Raw genomic sequence first — 17113 nt, 5'->3', positions numbered from 1 at the left:
CCGCGACTGTCTAGACGTAGATGGTCCCGCTGGCGACGGTGACGCCGCTGCCCTTGACCCGGACCTCGGTGACGCGGTCGCCGTTGCCCCTGGCACGGGCCCGCATCAGTGAGTGCCGCCCGATCTCCACGCCCTGGTGGATGTCGATCCACTGGCCGTACTGGGCGTGGCCGTGGCGGGCGACGTGGATGGCGAGCGGTCCCGCGGCGGACCCGGTCGCCGCGTCCTCGACCACCCCGTAGGCGGGGGAGAACATGCGGCTGCGCCAGTGCGTCCCGTAACCGGCGAAGCAGTTGGTCGCCATGTCGGGGAAGGCGGCCAGGGCCCGGTGGTCGGGGTTGACCTCGGACAGCGCCGGGATGCTCCGCAGACCGACGAAGACGTGCCGGGGACCGTTGGTGTAGATCTCGACGGGGGTCTCCGGTTCGGGCACCCCGAGGGCGGCGAGCAGCTCGTCGACCCGGTCGAACGGCTCCCAGGTCGGGATCGGCTGCTCCATCGCGGCGGCGACCACCCTGCCGTCGGCGCGTTCGAGGTCGAAGTCCACGATCCCCATGGCCGTCTCCAGCCGGAGCCGGTCCTCCTCGGCGGAGTCGCCGAGGGCGACCGCGGTGCCGAGGAGGGGGTGCCCCGCGAAGGGCAGCTCGTTGACCGGGGTGAAGATGCGGATGTGCGCGTCGCCGCCCTGCTTGGGGGGCAGCACGAACGTCACCTCCGACAGGTTCATCTCCCGGGCGATGCTCTGCATGCGCGGGGCCGAGAGGTCCTCGGCCCCGAAGAAGACCGCGACGGGGTTGCCCGCCAGGGGCTTATCGGTGAACGCGTCGACGACGACGTAGGAGTGCGCCCTTTCCAGGAGCGCCGGACTGCCGCTCATGCGTTCAACGTCCTTCCTATGAACGAACCGAGGATGTGGGGGCCGTTCTGGGTGAGAACGGACTCGGCGTGGAACTGGAGGGAGGAGAAGCGCGGCCCCCGCAGGGCGTGCACCTCCCCCGAGGCGGGGTCGCGGCAGACCTCCACCGCGCCGACGCCGTCCACCTCGACCGCGTCCGCCTCCGACCAGGCCGCGAAGGTGTTGTAGAAGCCCACGCGCTGGCGGTCGCCGAAGAGGTCGACCTCCTTCTGCACGCCCTGGTTGGGCGAGGGGCGCCGCCGGATCTCGAACCCGAGTCCGGCGCTGAGGACCTGGTGGCTCAGGCAGACCGCCAGGAAGGGCCTGCGTTCGGCGAGCAGGGCCCGCGCCGCCGCCCGCATGTTGGCCATCTTGGGGTGGGCGGGGTCGCGCGGGTCGCCCGGGCCGGGGCCGAGCACGACGAAGTCGTAGCCGTCGAAGGAGGGGGCGTCGTCGTGGCGCACGACCGTGACGGACATGCCCATGTCGCGGCACTGGTGGTCGAGCATCGACGTGAAGGTGTCCTCCGCGTCGACGATCAGCGTCCGGCACCCGGCCAGCCCGGGGAACTCCGCGCCGCCCCGGTGGTCCTCGCCCAGCAGCCAGAAGTCGGCGATGTTCGCGTTGCGCCTGACCAGCGCGTCGCGGATGTCGGGGTGGGTGTCCAGGCCCCCGGCCCCGCCGCTCTCCACCGCCGCGAGGAGCCCGGCGGCCTTGGCGTGGGTCTCGGCCACCTCCGACACGGGGTCGGAGTGGCGAACGAGGGTGGAGCCGACGCCGATGGCCATCCTTCCGCGGTCGTCGATGTCGGCGGTGCGGATGAGGATCGACGAGTCCAGGGTGCGTTCGCCGGACGCGTCGCTTCCGACGAGGGCCAGGACGCCGCTGTAGTAGCCGCGCCCGCCCTCCTCGTAGTTCTGGATGACGCGGCAGGCGTTCTCCAGCGGACTGCCGGTGACGGTGGGGGCGAACATCGTCTCCCGGAGGATGTCGCGGACGTCGCGGCGGGTCTCTCCCTCGATGAAGTACTCGGTGTGCGCGAGCCGCGCCATCTGCTTGAGGTGGGGCCCCGACACGTGCACGCCCGGCTCGCAGATGCGCGTCATCATCTTGAGCTCCTCGTCCAGGACCATGTAGAGCTCGTCCGACTCCTTCTGGTTGGCGAGGAAGTCCATGACCTCGGGCAGCGAGGGGCCCGAGGGGGGATAGCGGTAGGTGCCGCTGATGGGGTTCATGGTGGCGAGCCCCCGCCGGAGGGTGACGTGGCGCTCGGGGGTGGCGCCGACGAAGGTCCGCTCGCCGGTGTGGACGACGAAGGTCCAGTAGGCGCCCACCTCTACCCGGAGCAGTCGGCGGAAGACGGCCAGGGCCTTGTGCGGGGTGTACTCCCCGATGTCGGCGACGAAGGAGCGCCTGATCACGAAGTTCGCGCCCTCGCCCTCCCCGATCACCTCCTTGACCACCCTGCGGACGGTCTCGGCGTAGTCCTCGTCGCCGACGTCGAACCGGCCGCCGGACAGGGCGACGGGCAGGTCGGGGATGAGGTCCATGGCCCGGGAGACCGGCAGCGTCTCCTGGCCGGTGACCGTCATGACGAGCAGGGGCGCCTCGTCGTCGTTGCAGCCGAAGCCGCGCTCGGTGATCTGCCGGTAGGGGATGAGGGCCAGCACGTCGTGGCGCTCCGCGCCCGCGCCCCTCCCGGTCAGGTCGGGCAGGGGGATGTCGGCGGTCCCCGGGACGGCGGACACCTCTCCGGTCAGCACGTCCACTCGGCCGGGCCCGTCGCCGCCGGAGCGCACGAGCAGGGCGAAGGGGGGCGGCCGCTCCGTTCCCAGGACGGTGCGCAGGAGTGCGTCCCCCTCCGCCCCGGCCCGTGGCGCCGTGTCCGGCGCGTTCACGCGAACACCTCCTTGGCCGGCAGCACGACCGCGCAGCGCTCGGCGGCGTACCGGACGGCCATGCGGTGGTAGTCGGCGTTGAAGTCCGCGACGGCGTCGGCGACCAGGAAGGTCTGGATGTCGTTGGTGTAGGCCTCGACCGCCGTCATCAGGACCCCGACGTGCGCGTACACGCCGCAGACCACGAGCTGGTCGCGCCCGGCGGCCCGCATCCGCTCCAGCAGGTCCGACTTGTGGAACGCGCTGTACCTGAGCTTGGTGAACACCCAGTCGTCGGGCGAGGGGGCCAGTTCGTCCACCACGAGCCTGTCCTCGGGGGACCTGCGCATGCCCGGACCCCAGAAGTCCTTGAGGAGGCCGCGCTGCTCGTCGCTCATGCTGCCCGGCTGGGCCGTGTAACCGACGGGGACGCCGAGCCGGGCGCCGCGCTCGCGCAGGAGGGCGATGTTGCCGACCAGCTCGTCGCGCACCTGTTCGGGGAAGGGTTTGAGGAAGAAGCGCTGCATGTCGTGGACGAGGAGGACAGCGCGGGAGGGGTCGGGCACCCACCGGGCGGTGTTCTCGGGGAGGTCGCCAGTGGCCGGGAGCGCGTAGGGCTCGATGGCGGGGATACCGGGCATGTTCGTCCTTTCCGATCGGTTCCTACGGGTCAGTCGCTCCAGGCGGAGATCACCGAGACCGCCTGCCAGAGGGTGAGGCGGGGGTCGCAGAAGGTCGTGTAGCGCTCGCCGACCCGCGGGAACCCGCTCGTGTCGGTCACGCACTCGGTCACGTCGTCGGGGGTGGTCTCCAGGTGCAGGCCGCCGGGGACTCCCCCCGCGGACTCGACCGCGCCGACGAAGCCGCGGACCTCTCTCCTGAGGTCCTCCACGACCCGGGTCTTGTGGCCCTCCGGGGTCCGGACCGTGTTGCCGTGCATGGGGTCGCACAGCCAGATCACGGGGTGGCCCGCCTCGGCCACGGCCTCGACGAGCGGCGGCAGCCGGTCGGCGACCCGGTCGGCCCCCATCCGGGCGATCAGCGTCAGGCGGCCCGGCTCGCGCCGGGGGTCCAGCCGCTCGCAGAGGGCGAGCAGCTCGTCCTCGGCCATGGCCGGTCCGACCTTGCAGGCCACCGGGTTGGCGACCTCGGCCAGCAGGGCGACGTGCGCTCCCTCGATCTGGCGGGTGCGCTCACCGATCCAGGGCCAGTGGGTGGAACCGAGCACCGGCCTGTCCGCCTTGGCGGTCTGCCGGAGCATCGGCACCTCGTAGTCCAGGACCAGTGCCTCGTGGCTCGTCCACACCGGCGGGTCCCCGGCGGGCCGGGTGAACGATCCGCGCCAGCCGAGGTGCTCCATCACGTCGCCCGCGGCCATGTAACCGGTGAGCAGGCGCAGCGGGTCGGCCTTCCTGCTCTCGGGCGTCGGCTCGGGACCGTTGACCAGGTGGCCGCGGAACACCGGCAGCACCAGTTCGCCGACCTCCTCCGTGGGGCTGGAGCGGGGTTTGGCGAACTGGCCGCCGATGCGGCCCGCCCGCAGGACGGGCTTGTGGGTGATCATCCTGAGGGCTCCGGCCAGCATGTCGAGCATCGCGGCCTTGCTGCTGACGTGCCTCGCGCTGGACTCCTCCGGGTCCTCGGCGCAGTCCCCGGCCTGGACGACCAGGGACCGGCCGAGGGCCACGTCGGCCAGGAGCGAGCGCAGGGCCAGCACGTCCTCCGTCCTGACGAGGGCGGGCCGGGAGGACAGCACGTCGGCCACCCTCCGGACCTGGGAGGTGTCGCTCCATTCGGGCTGTTGCAGGGCGGTTCTGGTCTTGATGTCGGGCATCACGTTGTCCACGCGTCTCCATTGATCGGTTCTGTGTGCGTGCCGGAATCGACAGCCCGAGCGGAATCCGAACCGGCCCTCGGGGTCAGGTCGGGATTCCCTCACGCCTGATCGTGGGAACGGGGATACCCAGGGCCCGCAGCTGGTCGAAGGGGTTCATGAACTCCCTCTGCTGCGCGATCTTCCCCTCCTCGAAACGGAAGGAGTGCAGGAAGTGGTTCGTGTAGTGACCCTCGGGGTAACCCTCGAAACGGATGGCTCCCTCTCCGTCGCATTCCACCCAGAAGAAGTCGGGGTCCTGCGTCTCGAAGATCTGGATATTGGTCCATACCCAGTCGGGGAAGCATTTCAGCGACCAGACCGCGTGTTCGGCGAGGCGATTCCGGCCACGGATGACGATAGGCTCTCCGGTGTCATTGGTCCAGAGCCCTCCCACACCTTCTTCGGTGAAGAGGAGGTGACGCTTCAGCCGGTCCTGTCCCCTCGTGTTCATGTATGTTTCCACCACGTCACGGTTGTGCTTCCGGATCGCGGCCTCGTCACCGTCGGCAGGAAACTCAAAGTTTTCGGGCATGGCAAACGACCTGGCCTTTCATTTTCTGTGTTGAATACTTTCCTACGGGAAATTCCGGGGGACTCCGGGCGGGCCTCAGTCCGAGTCCGCGTCCTCGCCGGGTACCAGGTAGGCGAGCTCCCGCAGCTCCTGGGAGCGCTGGAGGACGACGGCGCGGACGAGGGGCAGCCAGTGCTCGGGGATCGTCCTGATGATCTCGTCCCACTGCGAGCGTCCGACCTCGGTGATCGTCAGCATGCGCAGCAGGGTCCGACCGGCTTCGGTGGCACGCAGGGAGGGGTCCCGGGCGAGCTTGCGGACGGCCGCTGCGGTCTCGCCCACCGCCGTGGACTCGGTGACCCGGGGCCTGCGGTCCGGCTCGCGGACCGCGACCGACACGGGGGCGTGCTCACCGCCGCTGCGGCGGAAACGCTCCGGGATGGGGTCCTGTCCCTGGTCGACGCGCTTGCGGACGTCCCGGACCGTGCCCACCGACAGGCCGCTCTTCCTGGACACCTCACGCAGCGAGATCTCGGGGTTCTCGGCGAGGATGGCCGCGGCGCTGCGCCGGCCCTCGACGCTGCTGAGCGGCCTGGCCCTTCCGTCCATGCCCACCCTGCTCTCCGCGGCGGAGCCCCCCTCGCCCGCCTCCCGGCGGAGCCTGGCCACCGTCTTGGCGTTCAGCCCGGCCCTCCTCGCGATGGCCCGGTCGGACCAGTGCGGATGGGACAGGACGATGCGCTGGGCGGAGGTCCTGCGTTCGCTCAGGGTCAGCGGAAGCCCGTGCCCCACGTTGAGCTGCACCGCGAGGACGAAGGCGTCCTCGTCACTGCCGTCGAAGAAGCGGGCCCTGATCTCGGTCCTCCCCCTCATCCGCGCGGCACGGATACGGTGCACTCCGTCGATCACGCGCATGGTGCGGCGGTGGACGAGGATGGGTTCGACGCCGCTTCCCATTTCCGCGATCACACGGGCGTGGGCCGGGTCCTCCATCTTCTCGCGCGGGGAAATGGAAGGGGCGAGGTCCGCGATCGGAACAATTCCCTGGGGCAGATCCCTGAGTATGTCAGCCACATCGGGGAGCAGGTCCCCGTCATTTCTCTGACCCTCCCCCAGTCCAGGGGCGGATGGCATGGTTTGGGCAGGCACAGTGAAATTTCCCTTCGTGAAGGGCATGCGAGCAGGGTGGACTCTCCAGAGGGGATCGCAACCGGTTTCAGACTAGATTGAGACCCGCAGCAGCGCCAGAGCGAAGCTGTCCGCAAGCGGACAGCGGCGAAAACACGGGGCCGGGGCGGGCGGCCCGGAAAGCCCCAGGTGAAAGCGGCCTGAGCGCGGCTGGGACGGGGAAACCGGATACCTTCCCATCTTCCGGCGACGGCGGGAGGGAATGTGTCCGAGCCCTTGTGAACTGGGGCGACGGCGTCAAGCACGGGCAGGAACGCGTGCACGGGCACGGGCCGCGCGGACAAACCGAGAAACACGTTCGGCTTGTTGCTTTTTCTCCGCATGAACGCTCCGCGTGACCGTTCGTGACACGGCGCGACTCCACGGAAATGGCGTACTTCCGCGGACCCCGTTCCCTTCGGGCGGGGCCGCGGAACGGCGGCGCCCCGCGCGGCCGGTCGCCTGCGGGCGACCGGTCACCCTCTCCCCCGCCCCCGGTCACCTTCTCCCCCCGCCGTCCGTCATGGAGGTGAAGGGCGTCAGCGGACCGGGTGGGGAGAGGAGTGGGTTCATGACCGTCGCGGGGGCGCGGTCGGAGGGGCGGAATCCGCGCGGAGCGGGGCGCGGGCGCGCCCCGGACCGCCGGTCGGCCTCCCCGGCGGGAGCGGGGAGGCACGGGGCCGGTGGAGGGGCGCGCGGCGGTGTGCGGCCGTCGCGTGAGTCCTCCGTCCGCCTGCACTACGGTTCCTCCGGCTGCGGACGCAGCCGCCCCGTCGGCCCCGAGAGGAAGCCCATGCTCACCCACCCCCGGCTCTCCGTGCTCTACACCAGCGACCAGCAGAGGACCCTGGACTTCCTGACGGAGGCGCTCGGTTTCCGGCTGGAGGTCGACACCGTCCACCAGGGCGGACAGCGCTGGGTGGAGGTGCACCTTCCCGGGTCGCAGACCAGCGTGGCGCTCGCCCAGGTCGACCACGGGCTCCTGGAGGAGATGAGGTCGCGGGTCGGCCGCATGGCCCAGGGGTGGTTCAACTGCGACGACCTCGACGCCGTGTGCGAGAACCTGCGCGGTCGGGGAATCGAAATTCTGACGGAGCCGCAGGACACCGCGTGGAGAAAGGGGAACCGGTGGGCCCAGGTATCCGGTTGGGACGGCAACGTCTACGGCCTCATCGAAGGCGGAAGGTGACCTTGGGGAGCACCCGCCGACAGGGGTTCGCGAACCATCCGTCCAGGTAAACCAAACCCCTGTCCCCGCACCCCACCAGAAAGGAGGGGAACGAAGCGTAAATCGGCGGGCACAAGGACAACCGGGCATTATCCCCAGTTGCACGGCCGGGACTCACCGGGGGGCGTTCGAAGGAAACTCGAAGCGCATCCGGTTGATTCCCCGCGGCCGTTGCCCGCCATTCCACCGAAAGGACCTGGTCGGCGCGTCGAATCCTTTTAACCCACCTGCCGGAACGACGGCGGGGGCCGGGGGCGGCGCCGCTCCCGGCCGGGCGGACGGGGGTCGGCCCGCGGAGGCCGGTGAGCGCCGCGCCCGCCCTCCGGTGATGTCGCAACCGCTACCACCAGGAAGTTCACCGGCGGAAGCACCGTCCGAGAGAAGTAGGGGCCCCGGGGAGGGGCGCCGCCGAAGACCACGCGGGAGGGGGACCGGAAGCGGAGAGGACGCCAGTCGGAAAGATTCGGACGCCGCACCAGACCAAGGATCGGAGCCACGGAACCGGTTCACCGAAACACGGGGCCGCGCCCCGCCCGGGGTGAATGTCCGACAGAAGCTCGGACGTGCTTCCCTCCGGGTGACGGCCAAAGCGAACGGGCCAGTCGCCCCCACGCCGACAACCGGAAGTTGAACCGCGCAAGAATAACAGGCGCACACCCGGGCAGCACACATTGAAGAGCGCTGCCGTTCCGACCGGGGACGCCTGTTTATTTGGCGTATAAAAAAGCGCTTTCAAATTCTCCCAAAAATCCCTGGAACCACCTTTGTTTCCGCATACCCGTTCTGCTAGCCTCCGTTTCATGAGTGAAACCGTTATTCGCGCAAACGACGGCCTCGCCGTCCTCGTCAACGTCTTCGAGGTGGAGAAGGAGAAGCAGCAGCAGCTCGTCGACGTCCTCAACGAGGGCACCGAGAAGGTCATGAAGAACCGTCCCGGGTTCGTGTCGGTGAACATCCTGGCCAGCCTGGACGGGACCAAGGTCATCAACCTGGCCCAGTGGAACAGCCCGGCGGACATCCAGGCCACCATGGCCGACCCCGAGGCCCAGGCCTACGGCAAGAAGGCCGCGGCACTGGCCACCCCCGCGCCCGGCGTGTACTCGGTGGTCTCGACCCACCACGCCTGACAAAGGATCACAGGTCCTTCCTCCTCATCCTCCCTTGCACGAGCGGGCGGGGGTCCGGAGCCGGACACGTGCGCGACCGGGAAGTCGGCGCACCGTCCGCCCGGGCCTCCGCCCGTCTCGTGTGCGGGCGCCCGGCTGACTCCTTGGGTGATCGGCCACCGCCGTGATAGCACCTCTGGTGCACCGGGACCCCGGGCCCATCGACCGCACCACCCGACGGGCGCGCGCGTGCCCGCAGACAACGCGACCACCGGGTCGCAGGAAGCACGGAGGGCCGCCATGACCTCAGCCGATGGCGCCGACATCGTGATCGTCGGCGCTGGGATCGGAGGGCTGGCCACAGCCCTCGCCCTGCACTCCCACGGAATCAGCGCCACCGTTCTGGAAACCGCCGAGGAGATCCGGCCGCTCGGGGTCGGCATCAACGTCCAGCCCGCGGCGATCGCCGAGCTGACCGCCCTCGGCCTCGGCGACGCGCTCGCCGCGACGGGCATCCCCACCAGGGAGCACCTCTACCTCGACCACAGGGGCACCACCCTCTGGAACGAACCCCGCGGCGTGGCGGCGGGCAACGAGCACCCGCAGTACTCGATCCACCGCGGCGAACTCCAACTGCTCCTGCTGGAGGCCGTCCGCGAGCGCCTGGGCCCCGGCGCGGTCCGCACCGGCCTTCGCCTGGAGTCCTTCGAGCAGACCGCGACGGGCGTGCGCGCCCTGGCCCGAGACCAGTCCGGCGGAGCCGCGGAGGTCACGGGGGCGGCGCTGGTCGGCGCGGACGGGCTGCACTCGCGCGTCCGCGCGCAGCTCCACCCCGACCGCACCGCCCTGTCCGGCGGAGGCGTCCACATGTGGCGGGGCCTGACCGAGCTGGACGGCTTCCTGGACGGGCGCACCATGATCGTCGCCAACGACGAGCACTCGGCCAGACTCGTCGCCTATCCGATCTCGGCCCGCCACGCGGCGCGCGGCCGCGCCCTGCTCAACTGGGTGTGCCTGGTGCCCTCCCCCGGCCTCTCCGTCGAGGCGGACTGGGACGACCACGGGCGCGTCGAGGAACTCGTCCCGCACTACGCGCACTGGGACTTCGGCTGGCTCGACGTGCCCGGCGTGCTCGCCCGCAGCGAGCGGATCCTCCAGTACCCCATGGTGGACCGGGACCCGCTGGAGCACTGGGGCGAGGGCCGCACGACCCTGCTCGGGGACGCGGCCCACCTGATGTACCCGATCGGGGCCAACGGCGCGTCCCAGGCCGTCCTCGACGCCGCGGCCCTCGCCGCCGAGTTGGGGGCCGGTGGCGACGTGGAGGCGGCGCTGCGGCGGTACGAGGACGTGCGGCTCCCCGCGACCAACGAGATCGTCCGGGCCAACCGCAGGATGGACCGTTCGGAGCGCTCGATGGCGGGGCGGACGGACCGGGAGAAGAGCACCCTGCTGGAGACGGTCACCGACGACTACCGTGTCGCGGTCGAGCGGCCGACGGACAACGGAGGCCTGGACACCTCGGGCGCCCGCGCCCGCTGAGCCCGGGCTCCGTAGGGCCGTAGGGCCCGGCCGTGCGAGCACCACGGCCGGGCCCCTCGCCGTCCGGCGGCCCCGCCTGTCCCACCGGCCCCGCCGGTCCGGAACCGCGCTCGTCGTGTGTCACTCTCCGTAGTTTTTATGCGACCCTCTGAGAGGGTGCGGACACCCACCGACCGGCTCCTCCGGTCGGCCCGCACGCATGGACCCGCACGACCGAGGGAGAGTCCTTCCGTGAAACCCAGCCGACCGCTGCTCGCCCTGACGATGGGCACGCTGCTCCTACTCCCCGCCGGGGTCGCGACCGCCTCGCCCGCCGCAGAGGCCGACCACGCGCGCGTGGTCAGCGAACAGCCCGTGCAGTGGACGCCGCACGTCCTGGACGGCGCGGTCAAGGACATCCTGCGCGTCGGCGACGCCATCCTCGTCGCCGGAAACTTCACACAGGTCAGCCAGACCGAGGGGGGCCGCGCCCACGACCTGCCCCACCTGTTCGCGTTCGAGCACGGCACCGGGCGGATCCTCCACGGGTTCGAACCGGAGGTGGACGGCACCGTCACCACGCTGGCCCCCGGACCGGACGGGACGGTGATCGCGGGCGGGGACTTCGGCTCGGTGGACGGCCAGCCCGCCGACGGGCTGGCCCGGCTGTCGGCGGATGACGGCGACCGGGTGCCGGAGTTCGACGCCTCCGTCGACGGGGGCCGCGTCCAGCGCATCGCCGGCGACGGCGAGCACCTGTACGTGGGCGGCAGCTTCTCGGGGGTGAACGGTGTGGACCAGCCCACGCTGGTCCGCCTCGACTCCGGGTCCGGCGAGGTGGACACCGGCTTCACGCCCGACGTGTCCGACGCGCGCCAGGGCGTGCTGAAGGTCCAGGAGCTGGCGCTGAGCCCGGACGGGCGGCGGCTGCTCGTCAACGGCTCCTTCACCAGGATCGACGGCCACGAGCGGCACCAGATCGCCATGTTGGACACCGCGAGCGGCTCGGTCACCCCGTGGTCCACGTCCGCGTACGAGGCGGCCTGCGACTACGAGGAGCTGCACACCTACATGCGGCGGATGGCCTTCTCCCCGGACGGCTCCTACTTCGCGGTGGTGACGGCGGGCGGCCCCTACGTCAGGCCGGGCCTGTGCAAGTCCGTCGCGCGCTTCGAGAACACCGACACCCCGGGCTCGGAGCCCACCTGGAGCAACAAGACCGGCGGCGACTCGCTGTACTCGGTGGAGATCACGTCGGCGGCGGTGTACGTGGGCGGTCACCAGCGCTGGATGGACAACCCCGAGGGCGCGCTCAACCCGGGGCCCGGCTCGGTGGCGCGCGAGGGCATCGCGGCCGTGGACCCCGAGTCCGGCAAGGCCCTGCCGTGGAACCCCGGCCGGGCGCGCGGCCACGGCGTGGAGGCGATGCTGGCCACCTCCGACGGGTTGTACGTGGGCAGCGACACCGATCGCCTCGCCGACGAGTACCACGCCCGGCTGGGGATGTTCCCGCTCTCCTGAACCGGGGGCCTCAGGAAACGGGGGCGTCCCTGCGGCGCCCCCGACGCCCGCCGGGCACCGGCGTGTCCACTCCCTTGAGCAGTTGGTGGACGCGCTGGTGGGAGAGGTCCACGACGTCGGCCATGGCCCGCTGGGTGACGCCCTCCCTCCGCATGGTCTCCAGGACCCGGGCGCGGGCCCGGTCGCGCTCGGCTTGGGACCGCCGGAACTCCTCCTCCGCCACGAGGTACTGGATGACGTCCTCGGTCACGTCCTCGCCGCCGAACTCGTAACGCCAGGTGATCGTGAAGTCCTCCGGCGCCGACCTCGTCAGGTCGGCGATGAACTCCGGCACCTCGTCCTTGATCTCGGAAAAGTGCAGGTAGTCGGCTACTCCCGCGACGTTCTTCGGCAGACCGTCGATGGTGACGGCCCAGAGGTCGTCGTCTCGGATGACGGTCACGGTGTAATCAGTCATGACTTTTCCATCCACTTCTCTCCGAACAGGTGCTTCAGGCTGTCCTCGACACCTTTCAACACAGTCCAGCTCAGCTCTTTGGGGTGGTCCGTTAGGCCGAAGTAACCCACTTCCTCCCCCTCAGCGCTGACGACGACGTAGTGCTGGTGGGACCCCTTTCCTCGCCAGTGCAGTTCTTCGACACGCAGGCCGTTCTTGCGCGCCATTCGGCGCACCAGGGCGAGCAGGACCCGCGCCTTCATCCGCTTGTTGACCATGAGTCTAAAGCTAGGCCGGTTGCTACTCAAGCGCCTAGGAAACTAGATATATGACCCGTGGGGCCAGAGGTTCCGGATCGCCGGAATCACTCCCAAGGGTTCTTGGCCAACACTCCTTGGCCAAGAACCCTTGGGCGTCTACAGTGACCGCATGAACCACTCCGCCCCCCGCGACAGCGAGATCCCCCCGGGCCCGGACCGCGCCTCTGACCCCTTCGCCCACGCGGCGACCCTCGACGCCCGTTCCCTGCGCGGACTGGCCCACCCCCTGCGCATCCGCGTCCTCAACCTCCTCCAGCAGCGGGGACCCGCCACCGGCAAGACCGTCTCGGAGTGGCTGGACGTCTCCTCCGCCTCGGCCAGCTACCACCTGCGGCAGCTGGAGGCGCACGGGTTCATCGAGGAGGACCCCTCCCTGGGCACCTCGCGGGAGCGCTGGTGGCGCTCCCGGCACAGGGGATTCCGCTTCCCCGAGCACCTGGACACCGAAGAGCCCGAGCTGAGCACCGCCGTGCGCATGGCCCTGGCCGCCAGTTGGAGCGAGGAACTGGCCTCGGCCGTCAACCTGTGGGCGGCCCAGCCCGAGGGCTGGCGCGAGGCCCAGGTCATGTCCGGGCGGCGCACGGAGCTGACGCTGGAGGAGCTCACCGCCTTCCGGGAGGAGGTCCGTGCGCTCTTCGACCGCTACGCGCGCGAGACCGGCGCCCCCGGCAGCCGACCGGTGCACGTCCAGTTCGCCGCCTTCCCCGATCCCGAGGACCGGGGACCGGGCACGGAGGACGGCGAGGGGGACGACGGGGCGACGGAGACGGGGGCGTGAGGAGCGTCGGCGGACTGGTCGCCGCCGAGGCCCTGTGCTACACCGCCACGCGGCTGGCGATGATCGCCATCCCCTGGTTCGTCCTGGAGACCACCGGCAGCCCGGCGTCCATGGGGGCGGTGGCCTTCTTCGAGATCGGCTCCTACACCCTGGCCCGGCTGCTGGGCGGCCCGTTGCTGGACCGGATGGGCCAGCGCGCGGTGAGCGTGCGCGCCGACCTCGTCGCCGCGGCGGCGGTGGTCTGCGTCCCGCTGCTGCACACGGCGGGGCTGCTGTCCTTCCCCGTGCTCCTGGCGCTGGTGACCGTGATCGGCCTGGCCACCGGCCCCGCCGAGGCCGCCAAGGTCTCCATGGCCCCTGCCGTCGCCGAACGCACGGGGACGCGCCTCGAACGGGTCACCGGGCTCACCGGAACCGTGGAGCGGCTGTCCATGACCGTCGGCCCGGTGGCCGCGGGCGGGCTGGTGTCCCTCATCGGCACGCTCCCGGCCCTGTACGCGAACGCCGCGCTGCTCGCCGCGGCGGCGGTGGTGCTGGCCGCCACCCAGCCCGGGGAGCGCCCCGGCCCGGGCGAGGACCCGGAGGCGGACGCGGGCTACCTGGCCAGGCTGCGTACCGGCTGGCGGGCGGTCTGGGGCGACGCCACCCTGCGCGTCCTGGTGGTCGTGCTCGCGGTGACCAACATGATCGACATGTCCGTGGCCTCGGTCCTGCTGCCGGTGTGGGTGGGCGGCAACGGCATGGGCCCCGCGGTGGTCGGCCTCCTGGGCGGCGTGATGGGCGCGGCCTCGGTGGTGGGCTCGCTCGCGGCCACGGCTGTCGGGCACCTGCTGCCCCGGCGGGCGGTGTTCTTCGCGGGGCTGGTGCTGGCAGGGCCGCCCCGGCTGGTCGTGCTGGCGCTGGACGTGCCGCTGTGGGCGGTCCTGGCGGTGTGGGGCCTGTGCGGGCTCGCGGGCGGGGTGCTCAACCCGATCCTGGGCGCGGTGCTGTTCGAGCGCCTGCCCCGCCGCGCCGTGGGGCGGGGGACGGCGACGATCGGCGCGCTGACCCGGATGGCGGCGCCGCTGGGCGCGCCCGTGGCGGGCGCGGCTGCCGGACTGCTCGGAGCGGCGCCGGTGCTGCTGGCGTGCGCGGCCCTCTACCTGGCCGCGGTCCTGCCGCCGCTCGTGGGCCGCGCGGCCGAGGGCCTGGACAGGCGCGGGACGGAGGCGGGCCGGTCAGCGGACGGTGCGGGCACGGGCTGAGGCACCGGCCGACCCCGGCTGAGGCACACGCACGCGGGCACGGGCTGAGGTGGGCGGGAGCGCGGGATCCGGCCCCCGGCCGTGGCGCGCCGGGGCGGCACCGGCCGCGCCCGGCTGAAGTGCGCGGGAGCGAGGCGCCCGGTCAGGACTCCCTGGCCGCGGTCGGCGCGTCCTCGTTCCTCGCGCCCTCCCCGGCCTTGTCCGCCTCGGCTCCGGCGTCCGTCCCGCCCGGGGCCTCCCCGTGGTCCGCCTGCTGCTCCGGCGCCTCCTGGCCCGGCGTCTCCTGGACCGGCGCCTCCTGGAACTCGTCCTCGCGGGCGGAGGCTGCCGACAGGCGCGCGGACACGCTGTCCGCCCTGCGGCGCTCCATCCGCTCCACCGCGCTCGCGGAGATCCTGTCGCGCATCCCGGACAGCAGGACATAGGAGGCGAGTCCACTGACCAGCCAGGCCAGGATGAGGGCGATCCACGCACGGGCGCCGAAAAGGTAGACCACTCCGAAGGCCGCCGCGAACAGCCCCAGGCGGGCGGCGGTATAGGTCAGCAAGCTACGCATCCAAAAGCCTCACAACAGACGATTACCTGGACTAGATTGGTCGCTACGCCCATCGGCGGCGCGGAACGCCCGGTCAACACCCGTGTCCGGACGTTCCCACACCCGGCACGGGTCGGGCCGACGGCCTTCCACAGGTCCTTATCTCCAGGTTAAGGGCGTGCCCGCTGCGACGGGCATCGGGTCGGTGTGTCGCCTGCGGCACAGGGGAACGGGACATAGGCGAACACGATTCGCATAGTCATGGGATGTTTCCAATCCCGACAGCAGGGCCCGAACATCACGTTCCGGTCACATATCCGGTACTCCTCCCCCCAACACCGCAATTTCTCCGAAAACTAGGGAGGAAACGGTCCAACTCGTGCACACTAGGGGATCAAACGCCCGCCGCCCCCACAGTCCGAGGCGGGCACGATTGGGGGAATGTGAAGGTGGAACGAGCAAGCGAACGCCTGTTGACCCCCGGGGAAGTGGCCTCACTCTTCCGGGTTGATCCCAAGACCGTCACGCGCTGGGCCGCCTCCGGGCGGATCAGCAGCATCCGGACTCCGGGAGGGCACCGCCGCTTCCGCGAGTCGGAGGTGCGCGCCCTCCTGCTCGGGGAGCCGAGCGAGAGCACGCCCTGAGGCCGAGTGCCCCGAGACAGCCCATCCGGCGGGAGCCAGAGCTCCAGGAGCCGCCGGGCCCTCCGGCCGCCCCGTCGGCCGGTCAGCCGCCCGCGGACTCCCCCCTGCCCTCCGGCCCGGTGTCCCGACCGTGAGGAGTCGACTGCAAGAGTTAGGCTGGAACCATGGTGTGGCTTGGTGGCCTGATCACGCTCGTATCGATCGTTCTGTGGGTGTACGCGTTCTTCGACGCGCTCACCACCCCTTCCTCTGAGGTGCGCACTCTGCCGAAGGTGCTGTGGGTGTTCGTCATCGTGCTGTTCGTGCCCGTCGGCGCCATCCTGTGGCTCCTCCTCGGCCGCCCGCGCCAGGCGGCCGCACCCCGCGGGAGCGCGCCCTCCCCGACACAGGCCACGGCCTCGGCCGACGACCTCGACCCGTCCGACTTCACCAAGCCCTCGGGCAGCCCGCACCCGCTCGGACCGGACGACGACCCCGAGTTCCTGCGACGACTCAACCGGCGGATCGATCCGGAGGACTGACCCGGACACGACCGACCCGGACCGGTACACGACGACGGTGGGGGCCGCCCGACAGGACGCGGCCCCCACCACTGTGTTCCACCCTTGCCGTTCCCCCGCCCCGGGGCGAGCACGTCCGGGTCGCCCGGTCGGTTCCCCGGCGCAGCACCGCGCGGACGGACCGGACACGATGTCACATCCACGCATCGGAGCCATCGGCTCCGGAACCCGCTCTTCGCGTTCGGCGTCCACACCCGTGCACACCGCCGAACACTGAGGAGATCGCGATGCGGCAGGCCGGACACCGTCGAGTCATCACCGGAGCGGCGTTGGGAGCGGTTTCCCTGCTCCTGTCCACCGGCTGTTCGTTCGAGTTCAGCATCGGCGGCCCCGACGCGGTCAGCGCCGAACAGGTCGCCGAGCGGTCGAGCGAGATGCTGGCCGAGGAGGTGGGTCAGACCCCCGACGGCTTCACCTGCCCCGAGGACCTCCCCGCGGAGGTGGGCGCCGAGATCCGCTGTGAGCTCACCGCCGACGGCCAGACCCTCGGAGTGACCGTCACGACCACCTCGGTCGACGGCGACGACGTCCAGTGGGACGTCGAGGTCGACGACGCCCAGGTCGCCGAGCACGCCGCCGGGGACGACGCGGGCGAGGACACCGGCGGGGGCGGCACCACCGCCGCGAGCGACGGTGTCGTCCCCGCCGAGCAGGTCGCCCAGCAGTCGGCAACGCAGTTGGAGGCGGTGGTCGGCCGGGCCCCCGAGGACTTCTCCTGCCCCCAGGGCCTCCCCGCGGAGGTGGGCGCCGAGATCCGCTGCAACCTCGTGGACGGGGGGATGAACTACGGCGTGACCATCACGACCACCTCGGTCGACGGCGACGACGTCCAGTGGGACATCGAGGTCGACGACCAGCCCCTGTAACCGCAGGGCCCGCCCGGACGGGGCCGGG

18 protein-coding genes are annotated in these 17113 nt (G+C 71.2%); 9 read left to right on the top strand and 9 right to left on the bottom strand.

What is annotated here, in order from left to right:
• Positions 1-10: 10 nt before the first annotated feature.
• From ACSTA4_RS02980 to ACSTA4_RS02955, 6 genes are all read right to left on the bottom strand, one after another.
• Positions 11-877, bottom strand: a complete 867-nt coding sequence (locus tag ACSTA4_RS02980) for a PhzF family phenazine biosynthesis protein (protein ID WP_444962343.1) — start codon at positions 875-877, stop codon at positions 11-13.
• The gene (locus tag ACSTA4_RS02975) at positions 874-2793 is read right to left on the bottom strand and encodes an anthranilate synthase family protein (protein WP_444962342.1); all 1920 of its coding nucleotides are present in this window, start codon (positions 2791-2793) and stop codon (positions 874-876) included. Before ACSTA4_RS02975 ends, ACSTA4_RS02980 begins: the two co-directional genes overlap by 4 nt.
• A complete protein-coding gene (locus tag ACSTA4_RS02970; protein WP_444962341.1) occupies positions 2790-3413 on the bottom strand; it encodes an isochorismatase family protein in 624 nt (207 codons plus the stop codon). Before ACSTA4_RS02970 ends, ACSTA4_RS02975 begins: the two co-directional genes overlap by 4 nt.
• Before the next feature lie 29 nt (positions 3414-3442).
• The gene (locus ACSTA4_RS02965) at positions 3443-4618 is read right to left on the bottom strand and encodes a 3-deoxy-7-phosphoheptulonate synthase (RefSeq protein ID WP_444962340.1); all 1176 of its coding nucleotides are present in this window, start codon (positions 4616-4618) and stop codon (positions 3443-3445) included.
• Positions 4619-4691: 73 nt separating this feature from the next.
• Positions 4692-5180: a PhzA/PhzB family protein gene (locus ACSTA4_RS02960; RefSeq protein WP_212641673.1), complete on the bottom strand. Its 489-nt coding sequence runs from the start codon at positions 5178-5180 to the stop codon at positions 4692-4694.
• A gap of 75 nt (positions 5181-5255) precedes the next feature.
• Positions 5256-6116: a winged helix-turn-helix transcriptional regulator gene (locus ACSTA4_RS02955; RefSeq protein WP_444962339.1), complete on the bottom strand. Its 861-nt coding sequence runs from the start codon at positions 6114-6116 to the stop codon at positions 5256-5258.
• Between the two features lie 1003 nt (positions 6117-7119).
• Between ACSTA4_RS02955 and ACSTA4_RS02950 the strand changes: the two genes are divergently transcribed.
• The 4 genes from ACSTA4_RS02950 to ACSTA4_RS02935 all read left to right on the top strand — a co-directional run bounded on the left by ACSTA4_RS02950 (position 7120) and on the right by ACSTA4_RS02935 (position 11702).
• Entirely contained in the window at positions 7120-7515 is a 396-nt protein-coding gene (locus tag ACSTA4_RS02950; RefSeq protein ID WP_444962338.1) for a VOC family protein, read from the top strand.
• A gap of 839 nt (positions 7516-8354) precedes the next feature.
• Positions 8355-8681, top strand: a complete 327-nt coding sequence (locus ACSTA4_RS02945) for an antibiotic biosynthesis monooxygenase family protein (RefSeq protein WP_013156012.1) — start codon at positions 8355-8357, stop codon at positions 8679-8681.
• A gap of 279 nt (positions 8682-8960) precedes the next feature.
• Positions 8961-10202 (top strand): flavin-dependent oxidoreductase, encoded by a 1242-nt coding sequence (locus ACSTA4_RS02940; RefSeq protein ID WP_444962337.1) that lies wholly within the window; start codon positions 8961-8963, stop codon positions 10200-10202.
• A gap of 231 nt (positions 10203-10433) precedes the next feature.
• Positions 10434-11702 (top strand): hypothetical protein, encoded by a 1269-nt coding sequence (locus ACSTA4_RS02935; protein ID WP_444962336.1) that lies wholly within the window; start codon positions 10434-10436, stop codon positions 11700-11702.
• 10 nt (positions 11703-11712) lie between these two features.
• Here the strand turns inward: ACSTA4_RS02935 and ACSTA4_RS02930 are convergent, their stop codons facing one another.
• Positions 11713-12159, bottom strand: coding sequence for a hypothetical protein (locus ACSTA4_RS02930; protein ID WP_150249334.1), 447 nt, complete (start codon positions 12157-12159; stop codon positions 11713-11715).
• On the bottom strand, positions 12156-12416 hold the full coding sequence (locus tag ACSTA4_RS02925; protein WP_444962335.1) for a hypothetical protein: 261 nt from the start codon (positions 12414-12416) through the stop codon (positions 12156-12158). Before ACSTA4_RS02925 ends, ACSTA4_RS02930 begins: the two co-directional genes overlap by 4 nt.
• A 151-nt stretch (positions 12417-12567) precedes the next feature.
• On the opposite strand from ACSTA4_RS02925, the gene ACSTA4_RS02920 reads away from it, so the two are divergent.
• Both ACSTA4_RS02920 and ACSTA4_RS02915 read left to right on the top strand, forming a co-directional pair.
• Complete coding sequence (locus tag ACSTA4_RS02920; protein WP_444962334.1) at positions 12568-13236, top strand: helix-turn-helix domain-containing protein; 669 nt, start codon at positions 12568-12570, stop codon at positions 13234-13236.
• Positions 13233-14480 (top strand): MFS transporter, encoded by a 1248-nt coding sequence (locus ACSTA4_RS02915; protein ID WP_444962333.1) that lies wholly within the window; start codon positions 13233-13235, stop codon positions 14478-14480. Before ACSTA4_RS02920 ends, ACSTA4_RS02915 begins: the two co-directional genes overlap by 4 nt.
• Before the next feature lie 142 nt (positions 14481-14622).
• Here the strand turns inward: ACSTA4_RS02915 and ACSTA4_RS02910 are convergent, their stop codons facing one another.
• Positions 14623-15036, bottom strand: coding sequence for a DUF4229 domain-containing protein (locus ACSTA4_RS02910; protein WP_444962332.1), 414 nt, complete (start codon positions 15034-15036; stop codon positions 14623-14625).
• 422 nt (positions 15037-15458) lie between these two features.
• Here ACSTA4_RS02910 and ACSTA4_RS02905 point away from each other — a divergent pair, with 422 nt between their 5' ends.
• The 3 genes from ACSTA4_RS02905 (at position 15459) to ACSTA4_RS02895 (ending at position 17085) form a co-directional block, all read left to right on the top strand.
• Positions 15459-15659 carry a BldC family transcriptional regulator gene (locus tag ACSTA4_RS02905; RefSeq protein ID WP_017535950.1) on the top strand — a complete coding sequence of 67 codons (201 nt, stop codon included), beginning with the start codon at positions 15459-15461 and terminating at the stop codon, positions 15657-15659.
• Positions 15660-15823: 164 nt separating this feature from the next.
• Positions 15824-16180, top strand: coding sequence for a PLD nuclease N-terminal domain-containing protein (locus tag ACSTA4_RS02900; RefSeq protein ID WP_248773343.1), 357 nt, complete (start codon positions 15824-15826; stop codon positions 16178-16180).
• Positions 16181-16446: 266 nt separating this feature from the next.
• Positions 16447-17085, top strand: coding sequence for a DUF4333 domain-containing protein (locus tag ACSTA4_RS02895; protein WP_444962331.1), 639 nt, complete (start codon positions 16447-16449; stop codon positions 17083-17085).
• Positions 17086-17113: the final 28 nt, after the last annotated feature.

It is taken from the genome of Nocardiopsis sp. M1B1, assembly GCF_052466615.1.
This window is presented reverse-complemented; position numbering and strand designations above follow the sequence as displayed.